This is a genomic window from Cryobacterium sp. Hh7, from assembly GCF_004403155.1.
In the GTDB taxonomy this organism is placed as follows: Bacteria; Actinomycetota; Actinomycetes; order Actinomycetales; family Microbacteriaceae; genus Cryobacterium; species Cryobacterium levicorallinum.
The window spans coordinates 20,452-40,240 of sequence record NZ_SOHG01000064.1; the positions used below are offsets into that span (position 1 = coordinate 20,452).

The following is a 19,789-nucleotide window of genomic DNA, read 5'->3' on the forward strand; positions in this document are numbered from 1 at the left end:
TTCAGCACACCCGAAGCAACCTTTTTCCCGCTCTGGCGAGACGCGGCAAACTACGCTGGGGGGATGACCTCTGGCCCGATCACCCCTCCCCTGGCAACCAAGAAGCCGCAACGCCGCGAGCACCACAACGACGTCTACGTCGACGATTACGAGTGGTTGCGCGACAAGGACAGCCGCGAGGTCATCGCCCACCTCGAGGCCGAGAACAGCTACACCGAGGCCCGCACCGCCACCCAGGAACCACTCCGGCAGCAGATTTTCACCGAGATCAAGAACCGCACCCAGGAGACCGACCTGAGCGTTCCGGTGCGTCGCGGCGCCTTCTGGTACTACACCCGCACGGTCGAGGGCCAGGAATACGGCATCCACTGTCGTGCACCGATCAGCGGCCCGGATGACTGGGCGGCGCCCGTGCTCGGCACCAACCAGAGCGTGCCCGGCGAGCAGATCCTGCTCGACGACAACGTCGAAGCGGCCGGCCACGAGTTCTTCTCGCTCGGCAGCTTCGACCTCAGCGACGACGGCACGCAGCTGCTTTACGCCGTCGACGTGGAGGGCGACGAACGCTACACGATTCGGGTGCGCACCATCGCGACCGGCGAGAACCTGCCAGACACGATCGAAAACACGAGCGCCGGCGCCCTGTTCGACCCGAGCGGACGCTACCTCTTCTACACCACCGTCGACGACGCCTGGCGCCCGGACACCGTGTGGCGGCACGAAATCGGCGCCGCTGAAGTCGCTGACGCCAGCATCTTTCACGAGCCCGACGAACGATTCTGGGTGGGCGTCGGCATCACCCGCAGCCGCAAATTCCTCATGATCGAGGCCGGGTCCAGCGTCACGACCGAATCGTGGGTGCTCGACGCCAGCAACCCCACCGGCGACTTCGCCGTGGTCTGGCCGCGCCAGGACAACGTGGAATACGATGTCGAGCACGCCGTGATCGCCGGGGAAGACCGCCTGCTGATCGTGCACAACGGCGGCGCGGCCGTCAATTTCGAACTGGTCAGCGTCGCAGCCGCAGACCCGCAAGGCGAGAAGCGGATGCTGCTGCCGCACGACCCGCAGATCCGGCTGGAAAGCGTCGATGCCTTCGCCGACTTTCTCGTCGTGGAGTACCGCCGCGACGGCCTCACCCGCCTCGCCATCGACCGACACGACGCGAGCGGCCTGACCGAGCTCGACTTCGACGAACCGTTGTTTGCCGTCGGTTCAGCTGGCAACCCGGAGTGGACCCAGCCGACCCTGCGGTTCGGCTTCACGAGCTTCATCACCCCGTCAACGGTCTACGACCTCGTCGTCGCGACCGGCGAACGACGTCTGCTCAAGCAGCAGCCCGTGCTCGGCGGCTACGATCCGGCGCTCTATGAGCAGCGCCGCGAGTGGGCGACCGCCGAGGACGGTACCCGGGTGCCGATCTCGCTGGTCTACCGCCGCGACCTCGTCACGCCCGGAACCCCGGCGCCGACCCTGCTCTACGGCTACGGATCCTACGAGCACAGCATCGACCCCGGCTTCGGCATCGCCCGGCTCAGCCTGCTCGACCGCGGCATGATCTTCGCCATCGCGCACGTGCGCGGCGGCGGCGAACTCGGCCGCACCTGGTATGAAACCGGTAAAACCACGACCAAGCGCAATACCTTCACCGACTTCGTGAGCTGCGCCCGGCACCTCATCGACGCAGGCTTCACCACCCCGGCCCGGCTGGTCGCCGAGGGCGGCAGCGCCGGCGGACTGCTCATGGGCGCCGTCGCCAACCTCGCGCCCGAGCTGTTCGCCGGCATCCTCGCCGAGGTGCCGTTCGTCGATGCGTTGACCTCGATTCTCGACCCGTCCCTGCCGCTGACCGTGATCGAGTGGGATGAATGGGGTGACCCGTTGCACGACGCCGCGGTGTACGCCTACATGAAGTCCTACTCCCCCGTCGAGAATGTGCGGAACGTCGCCTATCCGGCGATTCTCGCCGTGACCAGCCTGAACGATACCCGGGTGCTCTATGTGGAGCCGGCCAAATGGGTGGCCAAGCTGCGCGAGGTGGGAGCGGATGCCCTGCTCAAGACCGAAATGTCGGCCGGCCATGGAGGAGTCTCCGGTCGGTACAGTGCCTGGCACGAACGCGCGTTCAACTACGCCTGGGTGCTCGACACCGCCGGCCTGAACGTGCCCGAGAGCTAGAAATGTCAGAGGGCACCCCAGCCTGGAAGCGGCTGGTGCTGCCGGGGGAACCGCCGGCATCTGCTGGCCCGCGGATCGGTAATTTTGGGCAGCCGAGACCGCTGGCCACGGGACCGAAAGTGCCGATGGGGCTGCAGTTCGAGCTGCGCGAGCAGACTCCGCGCACCAACGACCGCTGGCGCGGGCCGACCGCTAAACCGGTGAAGGCGCTCGTGGCCGGGCACGGCGACTATCGGCTCGGCGTTCGCCCGGTCATCCACAATGCGCAGGGCAACTGGGTGCGCAGCAACGTCACCTGGAGCCACCTCACTTTTCAGCTCAACCGGTTCAACCTCGACCCCGAACACCACCGCTGGATCTCCCAGTTCGCGGCCCTGTACAAGGCCGTGCGCGAGGTTTACACGAGCCAGGAAACCGACTGGATCTACCTCGACAACTTCACCAGCCCGCTGCTGTGGCCGCTGCTGCGCGAGGCCGAGCAGCTCGGCATCGGCTTCGTCGGCAACAAAAAAGACGTCGTCGTGCGCATCGGTTCGCTCGCCGAGATCAGTCTCGACGCCTCGCAAACGGATGCTGCCGGCCCGCTGCTCCTGCAGTCCCGCCTGCAGATCGACGGCGTCGACCATCCGCTCGAGGCCGCCGGAGTCATCGCCGGCCACGGTATCTACAGCGTGCGCTTCGGCACGCCGACCGTGTTCACGCTCGCTCCGGCCGCCGGCCCGCTGAGCGGCGAACAGCGTCACCTGGTCGGGCAGGTCGAGGCGGCGAGCGTTCCCGCCGAAGACACGGTCGAGTTCCTCGGCGAAATCTACCCCGCTCTGCAGCGCACGGTCGCGGTCACCAGCTTGGATTCCTCGGTGCGCTTTCCCGAGGTGCTGCCCGACGACTTTGAGCGCACCGAAACGCCCCACCTCGTGATCACGACGGTCGAGACCGACCAGCGCGACTGGTTCGACCTCGGCGTGATCGTCACGGTCGGCGCGATCACGGTGCCGTTCGGCCCACTGTTCAAAGCCCTCGCGAAGGGGCAGACCCGCCTGAAACTGGTCGACAACAGCTATCTCTCGCTGCAGAGCCCCGAGTTCGAGCAGCTGCACGAGCTCATCAACGAGGCCCGCGCGCTGCACGAATGGGAGACCGGCCTGCGCATCAGCCGCTATCAGGCCAGCCTGTGGAGCGATTTTGAGGATCTCGCCGATGAGACCGTTCCGGCCGTGTCGTGGCGAGCGGCCGCCGCCGGTCTGAAAGATCTGACCGGGATCGACCCGGTCGACCTCCCCGCTGGCGTGCACGCGACCCTCCGCCCCTACCAGCAGGAGGGGTTCACCTGGCTCGCCTTCCTCTGGAAGCACCAGCTCGGCGGGGTGCTCGCCGACGACATGGGGCTCGGCAAGACCCTGCAGACCCTCGCGCTGCTGGTGCACGCGCGCGACTCGAGGCCGTTTCTGGTGGTGGCGCCGACATCCGTTGTCATGAACTGGCTGAACGAAGCCACCCGGTTCGCTCCCGGGCTGCGGATACGCACGGTGACGGCGACCGAGGCCAAAAGCCGCACGCAGCTAGCGGATGCCGCCGCCGACGTCGACGTGCTCGTCACCTCCTACGCTCTGTTCCGTCTCGACTTCGACGCCTACCAAGCCCTGAATTGGGCTGGCCTCATCCTCGACGAGGCGCAGTTCGTGAAGAACCGCACCAGCCGCGCTTACGCCTGCGCGAAAGAGCTGAACACACCGTTCAAACTGGCGATCACGGGTACTCCGCTGGAGAATAACCTGATGGACCTGTGGTCGCTGTTCAGCATCGTCGCACCCGGACTGTTCGCGTCCGCGCGCAAATTCACCGAGGACTACGTGCGACCGGTGACCCGTGGATCGAGCCCGGAGCGCCTCGCCAAGCTGCGCCGGCGCATCCGCCCGCTGATTTTGCGCCGCACCAAAGAGGTCGTCGCCCGCGATTTGCCGCCGAAACAGGAACAGGAACTGCAGATCGCGCTGAACCCGGCGCACCAGAAGCTCTACGACACGTTCCTGCAGCGCGAACGGCAGAAACTGTATGGGCTGATCGAGGACCTCGACAAGAACCGCTTCATTATTTTTCGCTCACTCACCCTGCTGCGACTGCTGAGCCTCGACGCCTCGCTGGTCGATAAGAAATATGCCGGCGTGCGCTCCAGCAAGCTCGACGCCTTGTTCGAGCAGCTCGATGACGTCATCGCCGAGGGGCACAAGGCTCTGATTTTCAGCCAGTTCACGTCGTTTCTGAAGCTCGCCGCCGCCCGGCTGGACGCTCTGGGCGTTCCGTACTGCTACCTCGACGGGTCGACGCTACGGCGCAGCGAGGTGATCGACCGGTTCAAGAGCGGCGCGGCCCCGGTGTTTCTGATCAGCCTGAAAGCCGGTGGATTCGGCCTCAACCTCACCGAAGCCGACTATGTTTTTCTGCTCGACCCCTGGTGGAATCCGGCGACCGAGGCGCAGGCCGTTGACCGCACCCACCGCATCGGCCAGACCCGCAACGTCATGGTCTACCGGATGGTTGCGACCGGCACGATCGAGGAGAAGGTGATGGCGCTCAAGGCCCAGAAGGCGCAGCTGTTCAGCGCGGTGCTCGACGACGACGCCCTGTTCAGCACCGCGCTGACCGCCGACGACATTCGCGGCCTGCTCGAGCCCTGACCGCCGCCCCTGGTCAGACACTTCCAGTGGGTAATTCAGGAACTCACCCGATGAACTAGCCAGCCAGACCCGCAAATACGGGCCGGGCTGGCGCGATCCCGCGGATTTCCTGAATTAGCCACGTGGCCGGCCCGGAACAGAGCCGGCGGGAGGGGCTAGACGTCGCTTGAGGCTGCCCACAGGTTGATGCCGTTGTCGACGGCGTGCACGTCGATCGCGGTCAACTCCGCAGCGCTGAACTCGAGGTTCTGCAGAGCGCCCACGTTCGTTTCGAGCTGGGCGACCGATGATGCGCCGACGAGCGCGCTGGTCACTTCGGAATTGCGCAGGACCCAGGCCAGGGCCATCTGGGCGAGCGACTGACCGCGCTCGACGGCGATCTCGGTCAACGCCCGGATGTGCACGAGCGCCTCGGTGCTCACCATGGACTTCTTGGCCGAACCCTCCCGCGCGACGCGGGAGTCCGAAGGGATTCCCCCGAGGTAGCGGTCGGTGAGCAGGCCCTGCGCCAGCGGCGAGAACGCAATGCAACCGGCTCCGATGTCTTCGAGGGTATCGAGCAGATCGCCCTCAACCCACCGGTTGAACATGGAGTACGAGGGCTGGTGAATCAGCAACGGTGTGCCGAGGTCGGCCAAAATCGCCGCGGCCTGGCGGGTGCGCTCCGGCGAGTACGAGGAGATCCCGGCATACAGGGCGCGGCCACTCGTGACGGCGGTGTGCAGCGCGCCCATCGTCTCTTCGAGCGGGGTGTCTGGATCGGCGCGGTGGGAGTAGAAGATGTCAACGTAGTCGACGCCCATGCGGCCGAGCGACTGGTCGAGGCTCGACAGCAGGTACTTGCGGCTGCCGAAGTTTCCGTAGGGGCCCGGCCACATGTCGTAGCCGGCCTTGGTCGAGAGCACGACCTCGTCACGGTGGGCGGCGAAGTCTTCGCGGAACAACTGACCGAAGTTCGTTTCGGCTGAGCCGTACGGGGGGCCATAGTTGTTGGCGAGGTCGAAGTGGGTGATGCCGAGGTCGAAGGCCCGGCGCAAAATGGCCCGCTGCGTTGCGAGCGGCTTGTCATCGCCGAAATTCTGCCACAGTCCGAGGGAGATGGCGGGAAGTTTGAGGCCGCTGCGTCCGACGCGACGGTAGGGCATGGACTCATATCGAGAGTCATTGGGAAGATAAGTCATTCGATTATTCTTCCACTTTCAGGCCACGCCACGCCAGAGGCTTGTACGAAAGCTGGCCTGCGAATCAGTGCGCCGCTTCGGTGTCAGCCCAATCGGGGTTGATGTGTTCGCGCAGGTACTCGGCGAATCCCGCCGGGGCTCGGCCGACGCGTCGCCCCGAGGTCAGCACCGGAATCAACGCCGTGCGTGCCTCGGCGACCCCCAGTTCACGCAGGGCTGCCACGAGAAGCCTGTCTTCATCGCGATCGACCGGAGCAAATTCGCCGGCGGCCAGGTATCGATCAGCCCGCACGCCCAGATTGGCGCCGTGAACGTGCGGATGCCCCTCACCGATCGTGTGCAGGGATTCCCAGTTCACCAGCTCGTGGGCGGCCAGGTCGTTGTCGGGATGCACCGTTCCGAGCACCAGATCGACACCGTTGCGGGCAAACGCCAACTGGGTGATCAGCCAGTTCGGCGGCACGGCCGAGTCCGCGTCGGTGCTGGCGATCCAGATTCGCTCGGCTTGGCCATCACCCACAGCGGATGCCGCCGCACCCGACGCCGAGACCGCTTCCAGCCGGCGCAGCGCGCGCTGCACACCGAACCGACGCGCCACGCCGACGGCGCCGGCCTCAATTTCAACTCGGTCGAAGTCGGGCCAGAGTGCGGCGACTCGGGCCGACAAATCGGTGCACTGGTCCAGGACCAGCAGCACCGACACCGCTGGGCGGTCCGGCTGAGGCAGCACGGTGAGCGCGTCGATCGCCACGGCGAGTGCTGTCAGGGCGCGCGGCAGCAGGACCTCCTCGTTGCGCACCGGCACCACGATGGTGACGAATTCGGGGCTCGACCGACTTGGTTGTACGCTCACGGCACGAGGCCGTCGCGCTGCGCGACCGAGAGTGCAGGCCGGGGTTCATACACCTCGAGCACGAAGTCGCGTTCGAGGTGATGCACGGTGCGCTGCAGCCCGACCACGTGGGTGAGCTGCGTGTGCACAGCATCGCCGGTGAGGGGACACTCCGCTACCGGGTGTCGCCAATGGCAGGCCACCAGAACCCCGTCGGGGGCGAGGCTAGCCCGGCAGCGTTCGAGCAGTCGCCGCAGGTCGGCACTGGAACAGTAATATCCGACCTCGGACAGCACAATCAGGTCGAACTCCCCCTCCGGCCAGTCCGCCGGAACCGTTCGCCGCTCAAAGCTCACGCCGGGCTGGCCGGCGAGTCGCGCTCGTGCAATGCTGAGCGGCTGTTCGATCAGATCAATGCCGAGCACGGTGTCACACCGTTCGGCGAGCTCGGCCGTGAGCACACCGTTCGAGCAGCCGAGTTCGAGGGCTGCGCCGAAGCGCTGCCGGGGCAGCGCCGCGATCAGGACGGCTCGTTTGCGCTTCTCATACCAGCGGGTCTCGAACCCCCACGGATCCGGACCCGAGGAATAGATCGAGTCAAAGTACCCGGTCGTGAGCGTGTGATTCGGGTCGGCGGGTGCGGGGGCATCCGTTTGCGGGCGCGCTGGCGCACCTCCGGATTTTTTCACGGTCACCTCGATGAGGGTCTCGAAGGTGCGCATGAAATGTTCCTGAAAACCGGCCGGTAGGATCGCTTCGTCGCCGAACGAATCCGACAACGGGCCGACCTGACTGCGATGCAGCGCCAGAGCGCGCGCCTTGGCCTTGCGCTCGGTCGGCAGCAGATCAAAGATGCGCACGGTGGAGTCCGACCAGACGGGGGCATCCGGGTTTGACCAGTGCCAGGCCCAAATCGGGTACTCGAACAGGCGGGCGCTGCGTTCTCGTGCGGCTCGGTCGGCGGCCGCGCTGGCTGCCGCATGATCCGGATGCCCATCGGCTCGCCACGGTGCCACCACCCAGGTCGACGCGTCCACGTCGCCGATCGCCTCGATGATCGCCCCGGCGGCCAGGTCGATGTGCTCGGCGAGTTTGCCGTCGGGGAGCTCGAGCAGGTGCACCTGCGCGTTCGGTGCCAGGTGTGCGAGAGCATCCGTCACTTCGATGCGGCGGATCTGGGCGAGTCTGGCCTGGTCGTGGGTCGGGGAGTTCGGGTGAGACGCCTCGCCGTTGCTGAGTACGATGACCACGATCGGCACGTCGAGCCCCGCAACGTGCGCGATCAATCCGCCAACGCCGAGGCTTTCGTCGTCCGGATGCGCTGCGATCACGACGAGACGGCCGAGCCCGTCCGTGCTCAGCGTGGCGAACCGGTCTGGCCAGTTCGCTGCCTCCCAGATCTTCTCGGGTGTTCCGCCACCGAGGTTGCTGAATGTCACCACGGTGCACTCCCCTTCGTTACGAGCATGCGTCCCAACGCAGCGTCATCGTGCTCGGCATGGTGCTGGCGTACGTACAGCTGCAGATCGGCGACCCGCTGCGCGTGCCGATCGTTCAGGGCCAGCGGCGCCGGTCCGAGGGCATGCCCGATATGGAATATGACGTCTTCGGCCGCGCGGGCGACGATCCCGCGCACCCGGGCGGCCAGGAGGGAACCGGCCGGTCCGTCGGCCTCGCCGGCATCGATCGCGGCAGCGGCCGCGGCCAGCGCCGTCGCCGCAGTGGTCACGGCCACGTCGACAGCGCCGAGATGGGCGAGCGCAATCTGGTCGGGGGCGCGCCCCTGGGTCGAGTCGTAGAGGGTGCGCGCCAAGCCGACGGCACCGCCGCACCACACGGCGGCGACTCCGATACCGCCCCACGCGAACCCAGGCCGGCGCAGGTACCAGCCCTCATCACCAACGGCATCGGCCCCAACACCGTCGAAATCGACCGGGCCGCTCTTCACCTGCGGCAGGCCGCGGGCGATCCACAGCTCGTCATGTACCGTAATGCCGGCCTGCCGCAGGTCGACGGCGAACAAGCGTCTGCCGTGGTCGCCGACGTGGGCGGTGACCAGCGCGTGAGTCAGCAGTCCCGCGAGGGAGCACCACGGCTTGGTGCCGTCGAGCCGCCAGCGGTCGCCCTCTCGCGTCGCTGTGAGCACGGTGCCGGCGGTCTCCGCGGCGAACACGCCCCAGGTGTGATCGGGCTGGGCGTCCTGGCCGGCCTGGGCGAGAATCGCCCGCGCATCAAGGTGCGCCTCGGCCACTCGTGCTGCCGTGAGGTCGGCCGACGCGAGCGTGCACAGTGTGTCGAACAGAACGGCCGTTTTTCCCTCCCCCGGGCGGGGAACGGATGCGAGACTGCTCGCCAGTGCAATCGCCCGCTGCGCGTCACCGTTGACCTCCATTGCAGCGGCGCTGAGCGGGGCCGGTGGAAGCTGCGATTCAAGCCTCATTACTCCCCCTCGACCCACGCGGCATCAACCGATGTGTTACGACGCCCGCGAGGCGGATTTCAGTGCTGCGCGCTTGCGCGGTTTACGGTTCTCCGCGCTGACCATCCAGGAATACTGCTCGAGCTTCTCGATGAACGCGTGCAGAATATCCGCGCTCGTGGGGTCTTCCTCATCGACCTCATCGTGCACCTTGCGAATATTGTCGACGGTGGCATCGAGTCGTTCGGTGATGAGCGTCACCGTCTCCGCCGTGTCGACTTCGCCATCGGGAAACTTGGGCAGATGGGTGGTTTTGGTGACCGTCTCGCTGCGGCCATCGGGCATGGCGTCAAGGGCGCGCATCCGCTCGGCTACTTCGTCGGAGAATTCGCGCGCATCGAGAATGATCTCGTCGAGTTGCAGGTGCAGGTCGCGAAAGTTCTTTCCAACGACGCTCCAGTGCGCCTGTTTTCCCTGCACGTGCAGCTCGATCAGGTCGACCAGAACGGACTGCAGGTTATTACTGAGTGTTTCTGAGGCTTTCATGGTGTCCTCTCAATTGGGGGGAATTTGACTCGAGACTATATCAACGGAGGCGAATCTGGTCCAGAATTCCACCACCCCCATTGGGCGACCGCTGACGCGACGTGTGGCCCCCGGTTTTCGGGCGTGCTGATGGCTGCCTGCCCCTCAGTCGCCTCGCGGCGGGCGCGGCTTGCTGTACTTCTTGTGTGCGGTCTGCGGAGCGGTGCCGAGAATTCGTGCAATGTCGGCCCAGGAGCATCCACCGTCGCGCATGGCGTTGACCGCCGCGGTCACCCGGAGGTTGACCTCCACCCGATCGCGTACCGCCCGTTCCAGTTCGCGTTCGAGAGCTCGGTACGGACGCGCAATGTGCGGCGCGACGTCTTCCGCGCGCGGAAAAACGGACGCGGATTCGTTGGGCTGGTCGTTATTGGCGGGCGCAACACTGGTCATTGAGAAACCTTTCCATTGATGCAATGTAGGCCTCGGGCGGTGCCGCGTCAACGGGTTTACACAGACACGGTGACGTATCCGGTTACAGGGCTGCTGGCATGCCTTCGAACGCGCGTGCGCCTGTGGCAGAATCGTCTGCATGAGACACGACAAGCGCCCCGGCACGGTCGTTTCGGTCAGCCGAGACGACCTGCACCGGTTCAGCAAGCCGGCGGTGGGCAGCATCCGTTTGCTGGCTGGAATCGGAGTCGAGGGCGATTCCCACGCCGGAGTCACCGTGCAGCACCGCTACGCGAAGAAGCGCAACCCCTTGGCACCGAACCTCTGCCAGGTGCACTTTATGGCCGCCGAGCTGTTCGACGACCTCGTGCCGACCGGGTATACCGTGACACCGGGCGAGCTCGGCGAGAACGTGACCACCGCCGGAATCGACCTGATGACCCTACCGCTCGGCACCCGGCTGCATCTCGGCGCCGAGGCCGTGGTCTCGATCACCGGCATGCGCAGCCCGTGCTCGCTCATCAACGGCTACCAAAAAGGCCTGATGAAGCAACTCATCACAACGGATGCCGTCGGCACAGTGCACCGCCGCGGCGGCATCATGGGCGTCGTCGTCACCGGCGGGGTCGTGAACCCGGGCGACGGCATTCGGGTGGAGCTACCCGCCGGCGAACACGTGCCCCTCGGGGTCGTGTAGCAGAACCCATAGCCGGGCCATCCCGCGACCGGGCCCACGCCCACATCCGGGCCCGGGCCCACCTTAGGGAACGGGGCCCACGATAGAGCATGGGCCCCGTTTCCGGGCCCGGGCCCGGGCAGAATTGGAGCCACGATTGCGTTCCTGACCGTCCGCGAACCTAGCGAAGCACACCGGATCACAATCACGGTCGGACCCACGCACGCATCCGCCCCCGCATCCGCATCCGCATCCGCATCCGCATCCGGGCCCACCTTAGGGAACGGGGCCCACGATAGAACATGGGCCCCGTTTCCGGGCCCGGGCCCGGGACAGAAAAGGGTCGGACTACTCGGCGTCGGCCGAGCTGTGGAACCACGGCGGGTAGACCGCGACCTTGGGCTTGAACGCGCTCGCCTTCAGGATGCCCCGAACCGTCTCGCGCACATTGTCGTTGCAGACGCCGATGAGCGTCACCAGCTCCATCGGGACAGCATCGGGCACGAGCAGCTCGGCTTCGAGAATCATCGCGCCGTCGACTTCGGCGCGGAGCGTCTGCAGCATGCGCTCGGCCGTGGCCGGTGTGGCACCGAATCGGGTGAGCGATCCGGCCGCATCACCGTTGGTGACGGCGACCAGGCTGGGAACGAGGGGGGTCTCGTCGTCGGTGGTGGAAGCAGCCGTTACAGCGGCGAGCCCGTCGTTGATCTTCTTCACGGTGCTCACGAGCATGACGAAGGCGAAGGCTTCGGAGCCGTGGGCGTCGAGGGCCAGGCGCGGGTCGGTGGACTCGGCACGAATGCTCTCCCACACGGTGGCATTCGGCGACAGGAAGAACGGCACGTACTCGGCGACACTACGGTCAGTTCCAGCGACGAGGGCGTCGCGACGCGATTCGCGCGTGGCGGGCGCCGAGATGTCTACGGCAGGTCGGGTGGTGAGCGCAGCGTTGGCGAACAGGCATCCGTCGCGCAGAATGGCGGCGAGGTTGCTGATGTGGGTGAGGTGGTACACGCGCTGCTCGTCGACGTTGTCGGTCGAGACCTTCTCGGCGCGCACCGGGCGGGGAGCGCCGGCCACGCGAACCGGGCGAGCCGCGCGGGCGGGCGGTGTAGCCGCCGTGGGCAGCGGGTCGCGCAGGGACGACAACTTGGGAGCGCGGGTCTTCTTCACCGGCACCAAGGGCTCAGTAACGACTTTGGGATAACACAGGGCGCACAATTTGCCCTCAAGTCCGTGGATGCATTCGTCGTCCAAGTGCCAAAACCTTTCTCTTCGCGTACTCGCGCCACCCGGAAAAGCCGAACGTGCATACCGCCTATCAACGTTACGTTCATTTGGGCCCGGGCGGTGACCGTTCTTAGCTTTTCGGTGACTCCACGTGAACGATCAAACCGTCAGGCGTGACCTCAATGCGCAGAGAGTCGAGCCCGGGCACGACCAGATCGGCGTCGAGCTCGGCGGCTGGGTAGGTTCCGGCGACGGCGATCGTGGTGCAGCCGGCGGCGCGACCGGCCCGTAAACCGGCGGGTGCGTCCTCGATCACCAGGCAGCGGCTCGGGTCTACGCCAAGCCGCGCCGCCCCCTCCAAAAACGGGTCGGGCTCGGGCTTGCCGTTCGGAGTGTCATCGATGGTCACGATCACCGCGGGTGCCGGAAAAGCGGATGCTGCCAGCCTCGCTTCGGCCAACGGCCGGGCGCAGGACGTGACGATCGCGCGCCGGGCTTCGGGCAGGCTCGTCATGAGCGCGGCGGCGCCGGGCAGCACGGTGATATCGTTCGTGTCGGCTGTTTCGAGCGCGAGGACGCGGGCAATGGCTTCGTCTACCCGGTCGGCCGGTACCAGTTCCTCGATAATGTCGCGCGCCGGACGGCCGTGGGCGGTGTCGTCCTTCGCCACGCCCCATTCCCGCGCCCAGGCAGCCCAGGAGCGGTCGACCGCCGGCGTGGAGTCGATGAGGGTGCCATCCATATCGAACAGCACGGCATCGAAGGTGCGCCCCTGCAGAACGTTCTCGGTGGGCAAGCTCGCGTGGGGCATCCACTGTCCTTTCGTCGATTTGTCGGGTGACTGCCGTGCGGCGGCCCCGCATTAACGGTAGCCCACGCGTCCGCGACGTCGGTTGGTGTGGTCTGGGCCGGTATCGTTGGGTGCAACAACCGAGCTGGGAGACCGTACCGTGTGGACGACCGTTCTGGTGATTGCGGCCGTGCTGATCGGCTCGAGCATGCAGCGCATCACCGGCATGGGGTTCGCCCTGGTTGCTGCGCCCTTTCTGGTGCTGCTGTTGGGGCCGATTGACGGCGTCATCGTCGTCAACGTCTGCGGGGCGCTTACCGCCGGCGTGATCCTGACGCGCGTGTTTCGAGACGTGGACTGGCGGCGCTACGGAATTCTGGCGGTCTGCGCCGTGATCGGCATCGTGCCGGGCTCCTACGTTTTGCAGTTCGTACCGGTGGCCTGGCTTGAGATCTCGATCGGTGTACTCGTGGCCGCCGGGCTGACCGTATCGGTGAATCTCGGCCGGGTTGTCGTGCGGGACCGGCTGAGTTTTCGCGTGATGGCCGGCATGACCAGCGGGGTCATGAACACGACGGCCGGCGTCGGCGGCCCGGCGGTGAGCATCTACGCGATCGCCACAGGCTGGCCGCAGCGGTCCTTCGCCGCGACCATGCAGCCGTACTTTCTGACCATCGGGCTGGCCTCGCTGTCGTCCAAATTCGCCCTCGGATCCGCCGGCGTGCCGGAGCTGCCCGTGCTGGTGTGGATTCTGATTGGGTGTGCCTGCATCATCGGGCTCATCATCGGCGACCTGCTGTCGCGGGTGATCGAGCCGCACGTAGCCCGCCGCCTGCTCGTGATCGTGGCGTATCTCGGGTCGTTTGCGACGATCGTGCGCGGCGTGCTCGAACTGCTCGCCTGACCGCGCGAGACGCCGCGGGGCTAGATCGTGAAGTCGGCGCCTTCGACCGTGACGGACTCACCGGTAGCGGGATGGGCCAGGTGATGCGCGGCATCCGTTTGCATCGGTTGTTTATCGGGGTAGGTGGCCGTCACCAGAATGGGCATGTGATCTGAGGTGCCCTGCGGAAGGGTCTCCACGTTGGTGATCGCCAGGCCCATCGAGGTTGCGAGGTCGAAGTGTCCGCGAAAGAACTTGTACCGGGTGTAGGTGCGGGTGTCGCTGAGGGTCAGGTCGTAACCGGACTGGTTGACCTTGTTGCCGAGCTTGCCCTGGAAGATCGGGTAGTTGTAGTCGCCGACCATCAGGGTCGGCAGACCGGGGCCGAGCAGACTGAGCTCTTCGTGGGCGGTGCGAATCTGGTTGCGGCGCAGGGAGTTGAGCGCGGTCAGCGGCGCTGCGTGAAAGGATGCGACGACGAGCTCACGCTGGGCGACGTTGTCGATCAGGCGGGTGGCGATCAGGCGCTCGTGTGCCGGCGCCGCCAGGTGATCATGCAGGGATTTCTTCAGCGCGAAGGCCTGCGTCTTGATCGCCGTGTAGCGGTCCCGGTTGTAGTAGATGGCCAGGCCCAGCCGGTTGCGCCGGGTCGCGTCGGCGAGGTGCAGAGTGCCGACCTCGGCCGGCAGGTCGATGGTGTTGCATTCCTGCAGGCAGAGAATGTTGGGACTGTAACGCTCGGACAGCGCGACCAGTTCGCCGCTGGCACGATTCTTGCGGAGGTTGTAACTAATGACCCTCATGGCACCCGTCTCAGACTTGATGGCTTTGAGACAAGCCTACGGCTCTCTCCCGCGTTGAAATTGAACTTCTATCGCAAATTGGGATATGCGCAGGCGGCATCCAGTCTGCGCCGGGTTAGCCGGCACCGACTATGAACATCGTCGCGATGAAGACCAGGCCGGCCGCCAGAAAGGTGATCGTGGTGTAACCAAGAATGTCGCGCATTTTCAGCCCGGCGATCGCCAGAAGCGGAAGCGCCCAGAACGGCTGAATCATGTTGGTCCACTGGTCGCCGTAGGAGACGGCCATGATGGCGACGGAGGGGTCAACGCCGAGCCGTTCGGCCGCGTCGAGCATGATCGGGCCCTGCACGGCGAATTGGCCGCCGCCGGAGGGCACGAAGAAGTTCACCAGTCCGGCCGCCAGCAACGCCATCACGCCAAACGTCGCCGGAGTCGACACGTTCACGAAGAAGTCGGAGAATACCCCGATCAGCCCGGATCCGACCATCATGCCGAGGATGCCGGCGTACAGCGGAAACTGCAGCAGGATATCGCCGACGTTGGAGGCGGCATCCTTGGTCAGCCGAATCAGCTCGAACGGGTTGCGCACCAGCAGGAATATGAGCGCGAGGAATGTCCAGTTGACGATATCGAGCGTGAGGGTTCCTCCCTCGACGAAGTGAACGACCAGGTAGGCGACGAGGGCAAGCCCCACGATCAGGGTCATTATGCGGCTGGCATCGAGGCGGTCAGCGGGCGTCACGACCGGTTCCTCGGCGACCTGCTTATCGCGGGCATCGACCTCAAGCACGAAGATCGGGGCGTTACGTCGCGGGGCGACGAGGGCCAGCGCCAGCGCGACCACCACGATGGTGGCGACGGCCGCCAAAATATTCCACAGCGAGAATGTGGTGTCGTTGAGCGAAATGGTGCGACCCAGTTGCTCGGCCAGGAAGGAGCCCTCGGTGGCGGCGGTGAGCGGTCCCGACCCGGAATATCCCATGTGCCAGATCACAAAGCCGGAGTAGCCGGCGGCGACCAGGAGCGGGAAGTGCACCGGAACGCCCTTCGCGCGCAGCTGAAAAGCCACCTCCTTGGCGAGCAGCCCCCCGACCACGAGGCCGAGGCCCCAGGTGATCAGGCACGCCACCGCGGCGACGGTGAAGACGAAAACGTAGGCCTGAAGCGCCGTGCGTGGCACAGCACCCAGACGAACCAGCAGCCGGTGCACCGGGGTCGTGTTGGCCAGAATGTGCCCGAGCAGCAGCACGAGGGCCATCTGGGTCATGAAGGCGAGCAGCCCCGCGAGACCGTCGCCCCAGCTCCGCACGACATCGATCGGGCCGGAATCGGTGAGCACCAGGGCCAGAATCGCCACGATCACGGTCAGCACGATCACGAATACGAGCGCGCTCGGAATGAATCGTTCGACGAGCGAATTTATCGGGCGCATGAACGCAGCGGCTGGGCCGCTGGCGCGCTTCTCGGTGGCAGTTGACACGATGGTTCCCCCTGAATTGCTACAACATTGTCGCTCAGGGCGCCTGCACTGGCGTATTAAACGTAGCAGGCGGGTCGTTCGCTCCCCCGTCGGGGCACCTGTGGCTGGGTCGAAACGTAGACTTGACCTGCCGCACAGCGGCAACCGCGAGGGAGCAGCATGACCCAGAACGACATCGTTCTTATTCGCCACGGGCAGACGGAATGGAGCATTTCCGGCCAGCACACCGGGCGCACCGACGTTCCACTGACCGATTTCGGCCGTCAACAAGCGGATGCCCTCGGCGAGATGCTGGACGGCCAGCATTTCGATCGGGTCTACTCCAGCCCGCTCGTGCGCGCTTGGGAGACCATGGAGCGGGCCGGGTACTCCAGCCAGGGTGTGGCGAGCGACGACGTGCTCGAATGGGACTACGGGGTCTATGAGGGCCGCCGCACCGTGGACATCCGCTCTGAGATACCCGGCTGGACCGTGTGGGGTAACCCAATTGTGGGCGGTGAGACCGTCGATGAGGTGGGGGCGCGAGCCGACCTCGCGATCGAGGAATGCCTCACCGCAGAGGGCCGCGTCGCCGTCTTCGCCCACGGGCATTTTCTGCGCATCATGACCGCGCGCTGGATGGGGCTACCGGCAATCGCCGGCAAGAACCTCAGCCTCGGCACTGCGACCGTCTCCACCCTCGGCTGGGAACGCGAGAACCGGGTGCTGCAGATGTGGAACGACGCCTGCCACCTGAGCTCGATGGATCCGGTCGTCTGACGCTGCACGGACCAATAGCCCTAGTCTGGGGTTAGACAGATTCTATGCGTTGGAACCGTTGTCGTCGGTGCGTGCGAACAAACATACGAGTAGCATGCCCGGAGGGATCGATCGCGGGGGTTCGGGGGGCGCCTTCTACCCGCGAGCCCGATCAACCAGAGAAACCCGATGTACAGCATCGGTGGCCACGCCAGCGCGTGGCCCTGCCCCGGCCCGCACCGTGCGGGTCCTTCGAGAGGGAAATCACATGAGCACGTTCACACAGCTTTCACCGTCGCGCAAGCGACTTCTCGGCGCCCTGCTCGCCGTTGCTATAGTCGGCGTCGGCAGCATCGGAGTCGGCGGAGCCGTCGCCGTCGCCGCCGAGACTGCACCACGAGCCGCCGTCGACCTCGGCGAGGCCGGGACTTTTGCCGTCCTGTCGAAGTCCGGAATTACGGATGTCTACGCCTCGACCGTCAGCGGAAACGTCGGTTCCAGCCCCATCACCGGTGCCGCTATCCACCTCACCTGCCCCGAGGTACTCACCGGAACGATCTACTCCGTGGACGCCGAAGGCCCCTCGTGCAAGGTGACCGACGACACCTATCTCACCACGGCCGTTAGCGACGTCGAACTCGCGTACACCGATGCCGCCGGCCGAACGACCCCCGACTTCATCAACCTGGGCGCCGGCGAAATTGGTGGTCTGACTCTCACTCCCGGTCTGTACAAGTGGGGCACGGATGTGAACATCTCCACCGATGTCACACTGACCGGATCCTCGACCGACGTGTTCATCTTCCAGATCTCCAAGGACCTGCAGCAAGCCTCAGCCCAGAACGTGATTCTGGCCGGCGATGCGCAGGCGAAGAACGTGTTCTGGCAGGTGGCCGGGTCCGTCGCGATCGGTACGACCGCACACTTCGAAGGCACCATTCTCAGCCAAACGATGATCGCTCTGAAGACCGGAGCGAGCATCAACGGTCGACTGCTGGCTCAGACGGCCGTCACGCTGCAGAGCAACACGGTCACTGCGCCCGTCGAGTAACGAGCAGGTGCAGGCGTGGGTGACGTATCGTCCCCACGCCCTCACCGGTTCAGCGCAACGGCACCCAGGTACCCTTCACACGCTCGGTGACCAGGGACGCCCGCAACTCGGCGACGACGCGCAGGTCCGCCACCACGTGGGCGCCGATCCGCAGGGCCGACGCCGCGTCATCCGCTGTGAAACGCACGATGACCCTGGCCGCACCGGCGACGATGGTGAGGTCGGAGGCCTCCACCGTGGTGAATTCGGCCGCCGCCGCTGCGGCCCGCGGCACGACCGAGGCGGGCTCCGTTCCCGGGTGCAGGGAGTCGATACTCATGGTGACGCGATAAGAAGGCATGGTTTCAGGGTACGGGTACTGCTTTACTGATTGGGTCCCTCATCCCCAAGTTCGGAGACCCATGACTTTCACGGCCACGATCGTTGCCCAGGTTCAGCGCACCAAGCCCGATGCCCTCTGGGCCATCGCGACCGCACTCAGCCGAGAGGTCAGTGGTACATCGGCCGCGGACGCGTTCATCGCACTGCCGGACGGCGGTCGGGTCGAGGTGGAGATTGCCAAGTTCGGCGAAAGCCTGCCGTTGGCGATCGACGTCGTCGATACGCGCGGCGCGGCCGAGGCGCGGGCATCCGCTCAGAATATTCTGGACCTGCTGGAGCAGTCCACCGGCTGGCAGGTTGACCACCTGCACGACTGAAACGGATGTCCACCCGCGGCACACAGGCGCGCCGCCTAGGATCGTTGGCATGACTGAAACCCCTGCCCCCGCTGCTCGCATCACGATGTATGGAGCCCAGTGGTGCGGTGACTGCCGTCGTTCCAAGTCACTGCTCGACCGCCTCGAGGTGGACTACGACTATGTCGACCTGCTGCTCGTCGAGGATGGCGCCGACCGCGCCCGCGCCATCAGCGGCCGCACCAACATTCCGGTCATTGTGTTTCCCGACGACACGCACATGGTGGAGCCGAGCGACGCCGAGGTGCGCACGAAGCTCGTGGCGCTCGGCCGCATCAGCTGAGGGGTCTCACCCGCGTGCTACTGTCATAAATCGCAGTTACCAATGGGGGTCGCACCATGCACGCATCCATCATCCAGCCGACTCGCCGCCTTCCGCTCTCGCTGTGGGTGAGCATCGTGTTGTTTGTGCTGTACGGCGCGCTCGGTGTCGCCGTCTGCGCATCGCTTTCAGCCGACCCTCGCTTGATTTTTGCACTGCTCACCGTGTCACCGCTGTTGTTCATCGGCATGGTCATCTCCGCGGTCGATATCGCGCGCACGCGCAAACGCGGCAACGCCGACCAGCCGTACACCCGACTGCAGTGGGTGGGCCTGATCCTGCTGGTCGTAGCCATGCCGCTGTGGATGGCCATCGCCCTTCTGATCTACGCGCTGGCCTAGAAGCCGACCTAGCTGGCGATCGAGTCGTTCTGTTGGTCAGCGTCTGCCGAACGGTGAGAAACGAAGTTTTTTCGTCCCATTAACACAAGAACCTGACTATATGTCAGCTTTGCGCGTAGCGTTGAGCTGTCACCCCGGACCCCGGTGGCGATTTCGATCGCACTGAGTGAGGGGTTTTCGATGTTCCACACATTTCTACACCCGATAAGCGACTTTTCCGGCGGGGCGTCCGCTGCCGTGGGGATAGATCTTCCACCAATCGCCGTGATCGCCTTGACGGCCGTCGATGTCGATCAGCAATCCGCACCGCGCACGCTAGAACCGCCGAGACCCAGTCCCTTCCGTACCGACAATACGACGCGTGCCCTCGGCGACTGGCTGGACAATCTGCCGGCGCGCGGCTGGGATTTCTAGTAGCCTCGGCCCCGTGCTGGAGCACCCTCGAACGGATGCTCCAGCGCTTCAGCGGGCT

The 19,789-nt window shown here is 65.6% G+C and carries 21 protein-coding genes; 10 read left to right on the forward strand and 11 right to left on the reverse strand.

From position 1 onward, the window contains the following. The first annotated feature begins 63 nt into the window (after positions 1–63). Both E3T43_RS16685 and E3T43_RS16690 read left to right on the forward strand, forming a co-directional pair. Positions 64–2,178, forward strand: coding sequence for a S9 family peptidase (locus E3T43_RS16685; RefSeq protein WP_134473223.1), 2,115 nt, complete (start codon positions 64–66; stop codon positions 2,176–2,178). 2 nt (positions 2,179–2,180) lie between these two features. Then, complete coding sequence (locus tag E3T43_RS16690; RefSeq protein ID WP_134473224.1) at positions 2,181–4,853, forward strand: DEAD/DEAH box helicase; 2,673 nt, start codon at positions 2,181–2,183, stop codon at positions 4,851–4,853. Between the two features lie 155 nt (positions 4,854–5,008). Here the strand turns inward: E3T43_RS16690 and mgrA are convergent, their stop codons facing one another. The 6 genes from mgrA to E3T43_RS16720 all read right to left on the reverse strand — a co-directional run bounded on the left by mgrA (position 5,009) and on the right by E3T43_RS16720 (position 10,263). Then, positions 5,009–6,034, reverse strand: a complete 1,026-nt coding sequence (mgrA, locus tag E3T43_RS16695) for an L-glyceraldehyde 3-phosphate reductase (protein WP_134443627.1) — start codon at positions 6,032–6,034, stop codon at positions 5,009–5,011. 64 nt (positions 6,035–6,098) lie between these two features. Continuing rightward, on the reverse strand, positions 6,099–6,887 hold the full coding sequence (locus tag E3T43_RS16700; protein ID WP_134473225.1) for a glycosyltransferase family 2 protein: 789 nt from the start codon (positions 6,885–6,887) through the stop codon (positions 6,099–6,101). Next, the gene (locus E3T43_RS16705) at positions 6,884–8,308 is read right to left on the reverse strand and encodes a PIG-L family deacetylase (RefSeq protein WP_134473226.1); all 1,425 of its coding nucleotides are present in this window, start codon (positions 8,306–8,308) and stop codon (positions 6,884–6,886) included. The genes E3T43_RS16700 and E3T43_RS16705 overlap by 4 nt, the downstream gene beginning before the upstream one ends. After that, the gene (locus E3T43_RS16710; RefSeq protein ID WP_134473227.1) at positions 8,302–9,306 is read right to left on the reverse strand and encodes an acyl-CoA dehydrogenase family protein; all 1,005 of its coding nucleotides are present in this window, start codon (positions 9,304–9,306) and stop codon (positions 8,302–8,304) included. The genes E3T43_RS16705 and E3T43_RS16710 overlap by 7 nt, the downstream gene beginning before the upstream one ends. 36 nt (positions 9,307–9,342) lie before the next feature. Next, a complete protein-coding gene (locus tag E3T43_RS16715) occupies positions 9,343–9,831 on the reverse strand; it encodes a Dps family protein (RefSeq protein WP_134473228.1) in 489 nt (162 codons plus the stop codon). 144 nt (positions 9,832–9,975) lie between these two features. Further along, positions 9,976–10,263 (reverse strand): hypothetical protein, encoded by a 288-nt coding sequence (locus tag E3T43_RS16720; protein WP_092448804.1) that lies wholly within the window; start codon positions 10,261–10,263, stop codon positions 9,976–9,978. Positions 10,264–10,402: 139 nt separating this feature from the next. On the opposite strand from E3T43_RS16720, the gene E3T43_RS16725 reads away from it, so the two are divergent. Next, positions 10,403–10,960, forward strand: a complete 558-nt coding sequence (locus E3T43_RS16725) for an MOSC domain-containing protein (protein ID WP_134473229.1) — start codon at positions 10,403–10,405, stop codon at positions 10,958–10,960. Between the two features lie 327 nt (positions 10,961–11,287). Here the strand turns inward: E3T43_RS16725 and E3T43_RS16730 are convergent, their stop codons facing one another. Both E3T43_RS16730 and E3T43_RS16735 read right to left on the reverse strand, forming a co-directional pair. Beyond that, a complete protein-coding gene (locus tag E3T43_RS16730) occupies positions 11,288–12,112 on the reverse strand; it encodes a DarT ssDNA thymidine ADP-ribosyltransferase family protein (protein ID WP_166791361.1) in 825 nt (274 codons plus the stop codon). Between the two features lie 187 nt (positions 12,113–12,299). After that, positions 12,300–12,980, reverse strand: coding sequence for an HAD-IA family hydrolase (locus E3T43_RS16735; RefSeq protein ID WP_134473231.1), 681 nt, complete (start codon positions 12,978–12,980; stop codon positions 12,300–12,302). Between the two features lie 139 nt (positions 12,981–13,119). Between E3T43_RS16735 and E3T43_RS16740 the strand changes: the two genes are divergently transcribed. Next, complete coding sequence (locus E3T43_RS16740) at positions 13,120–13,863, forward strand: sulfite exporter TauE/SafE family protein (protein ID WP_134473232.1); 744 nt, start codon at positions 13,120–13,122, stop codon at positions 13,861–13,863. A 20-nt stretch (positions 13,864–13,883) separates the two neighbouring features. Here E3T43_RS16740 and E3T43_RS16745 read toward each other — a convergent pair whose 3' ends face one another. Together E3T43_RS16745 and E3T43_RS16750 are read right to left on the reverse strand one after the other, a co-directional pair. Continuing rightward, the gene (locus tag E3T43_RS16745; protein ID WP_241979052.1) at positions 13,884–14,645 is read right to left on the reverse strand and encodes an endonuclease/exonuclease/phosphatase family protein; all 762 of its coding nucleotides are present in this window, start codon (positions 14,643–14,645) and stop codon (positions 13,884–13,886) included. Positions 14,646–14,760: 115 nt separating this feature from the next. After that, positions 14,761–16,080 carry a short-chain fatty acid transporter gene (locus E3T43_RS16750; RefSeq protein ID WP_134473357.1) on the reverse strand — a complete coding sequence of 440 codons (1,320 nt, stop codon included), beginning with the start codon at positions 16,078–16,080 and terminating at the stop codon, positions 14,761–14,763. A gap of 207 nt (positions 16,081–16,287) precedes the next feature. Here E3T43_RS16750 and E3T43_RS16755 point away from each other — a divergent pair, with 207 nt between their 5' ends. Both E3T43_RS16755 and E3T43_RS16760 read left to right on the forward strand, forming a co-directional pair. Next, a complete protein-coding gene (locus tag E3T43_RS16755; RefSeq protein WP_134473233.1) occupies positions 16,288–16,887 on the forward strand; it encodes a histidine phosphatase family protein in 600 nt (199 codons plus the stop codon). A gap of 247 nt (positions 16,888–17,134) precedes the next feature. After that, positions 17,135–17,917, forward strand: coding sequence for an ice-binding family protein (locus E3T43_RS16760; RefSeq protein WP_134473234.1), 783 nt, complete (start codon positions 17,135–17,137; stop codon positions 17,915–17,917). 49 nt (positions 17,918–17,966) lie between these two features. Here the strand turns inward: E3T43_RS16760 and E3T43_RS16765 are convergent, their stop codons facing one another. Continuing rightward, positions 17,967–18,257 carry a hypothetical protein gene (locus E3T43_RS16765; RefSeq protein WP_134473235.1) on the reverse strand — a complete coding sequence of 97 codons (291 nt, stop codon included), beginning with the start codon at positions 18,255–18,257 and terminating at the stop codon, positions 17,967–17,969. Positions 18,258–18,318: 61 nt separating this feature from the next. Here E3T43_RS16765 and E3T43_RS16770 point away from each other — a divergent pair, with 61 nt between their 5' ends. From E3T43_RS16770 to E3T43_RS16785, 4 genes are all read left to right on the forward strand, one after another. After that, a complete protein-coding gene (locus tag E3T43_RS16770) occupies positions 18,319–18,615 on the forward strand; it encodes a hypothetical protein (protein ID WP_134443615.1) in 297 nt (98 codons plus the stop codon). 49 nt (positions 18,616–18,664) lie between these two features. Continuing rightward, entirely contained in the window at positions 18,665–18,937 is a 273-nt protein-coding gene (locus E3T43_RS16775; protein ID WP_134473236.1) for a glutaredoxin domain-containing protein, read from the forward strand. Positions 18,938–18,993: 56 nt separating this feature from the next. After that, a complete protein-coding gene (locus tag E3T43_RS16780) occupies positions 18,994–19,317 on the forward strand; it encodes a hypothetical protein (RefSeq protein WP_134473237.1) in 324 nt (107 codons plus the stop codon). Positions 19,318–19,461: 144 nt separating this feature from the next. Next, complete coding sequence (locus E3T43_RS16785; RefSeq protein ID WP_134473238.1) at positions 19,462–19,731, forward strand: hypothetical protein; 270 nt, start codon at positions 19,462–19,464, stop codon at positions 19,729–19,731. Positions 19,732–19,789: the final 58 nt, after the last annotated feature.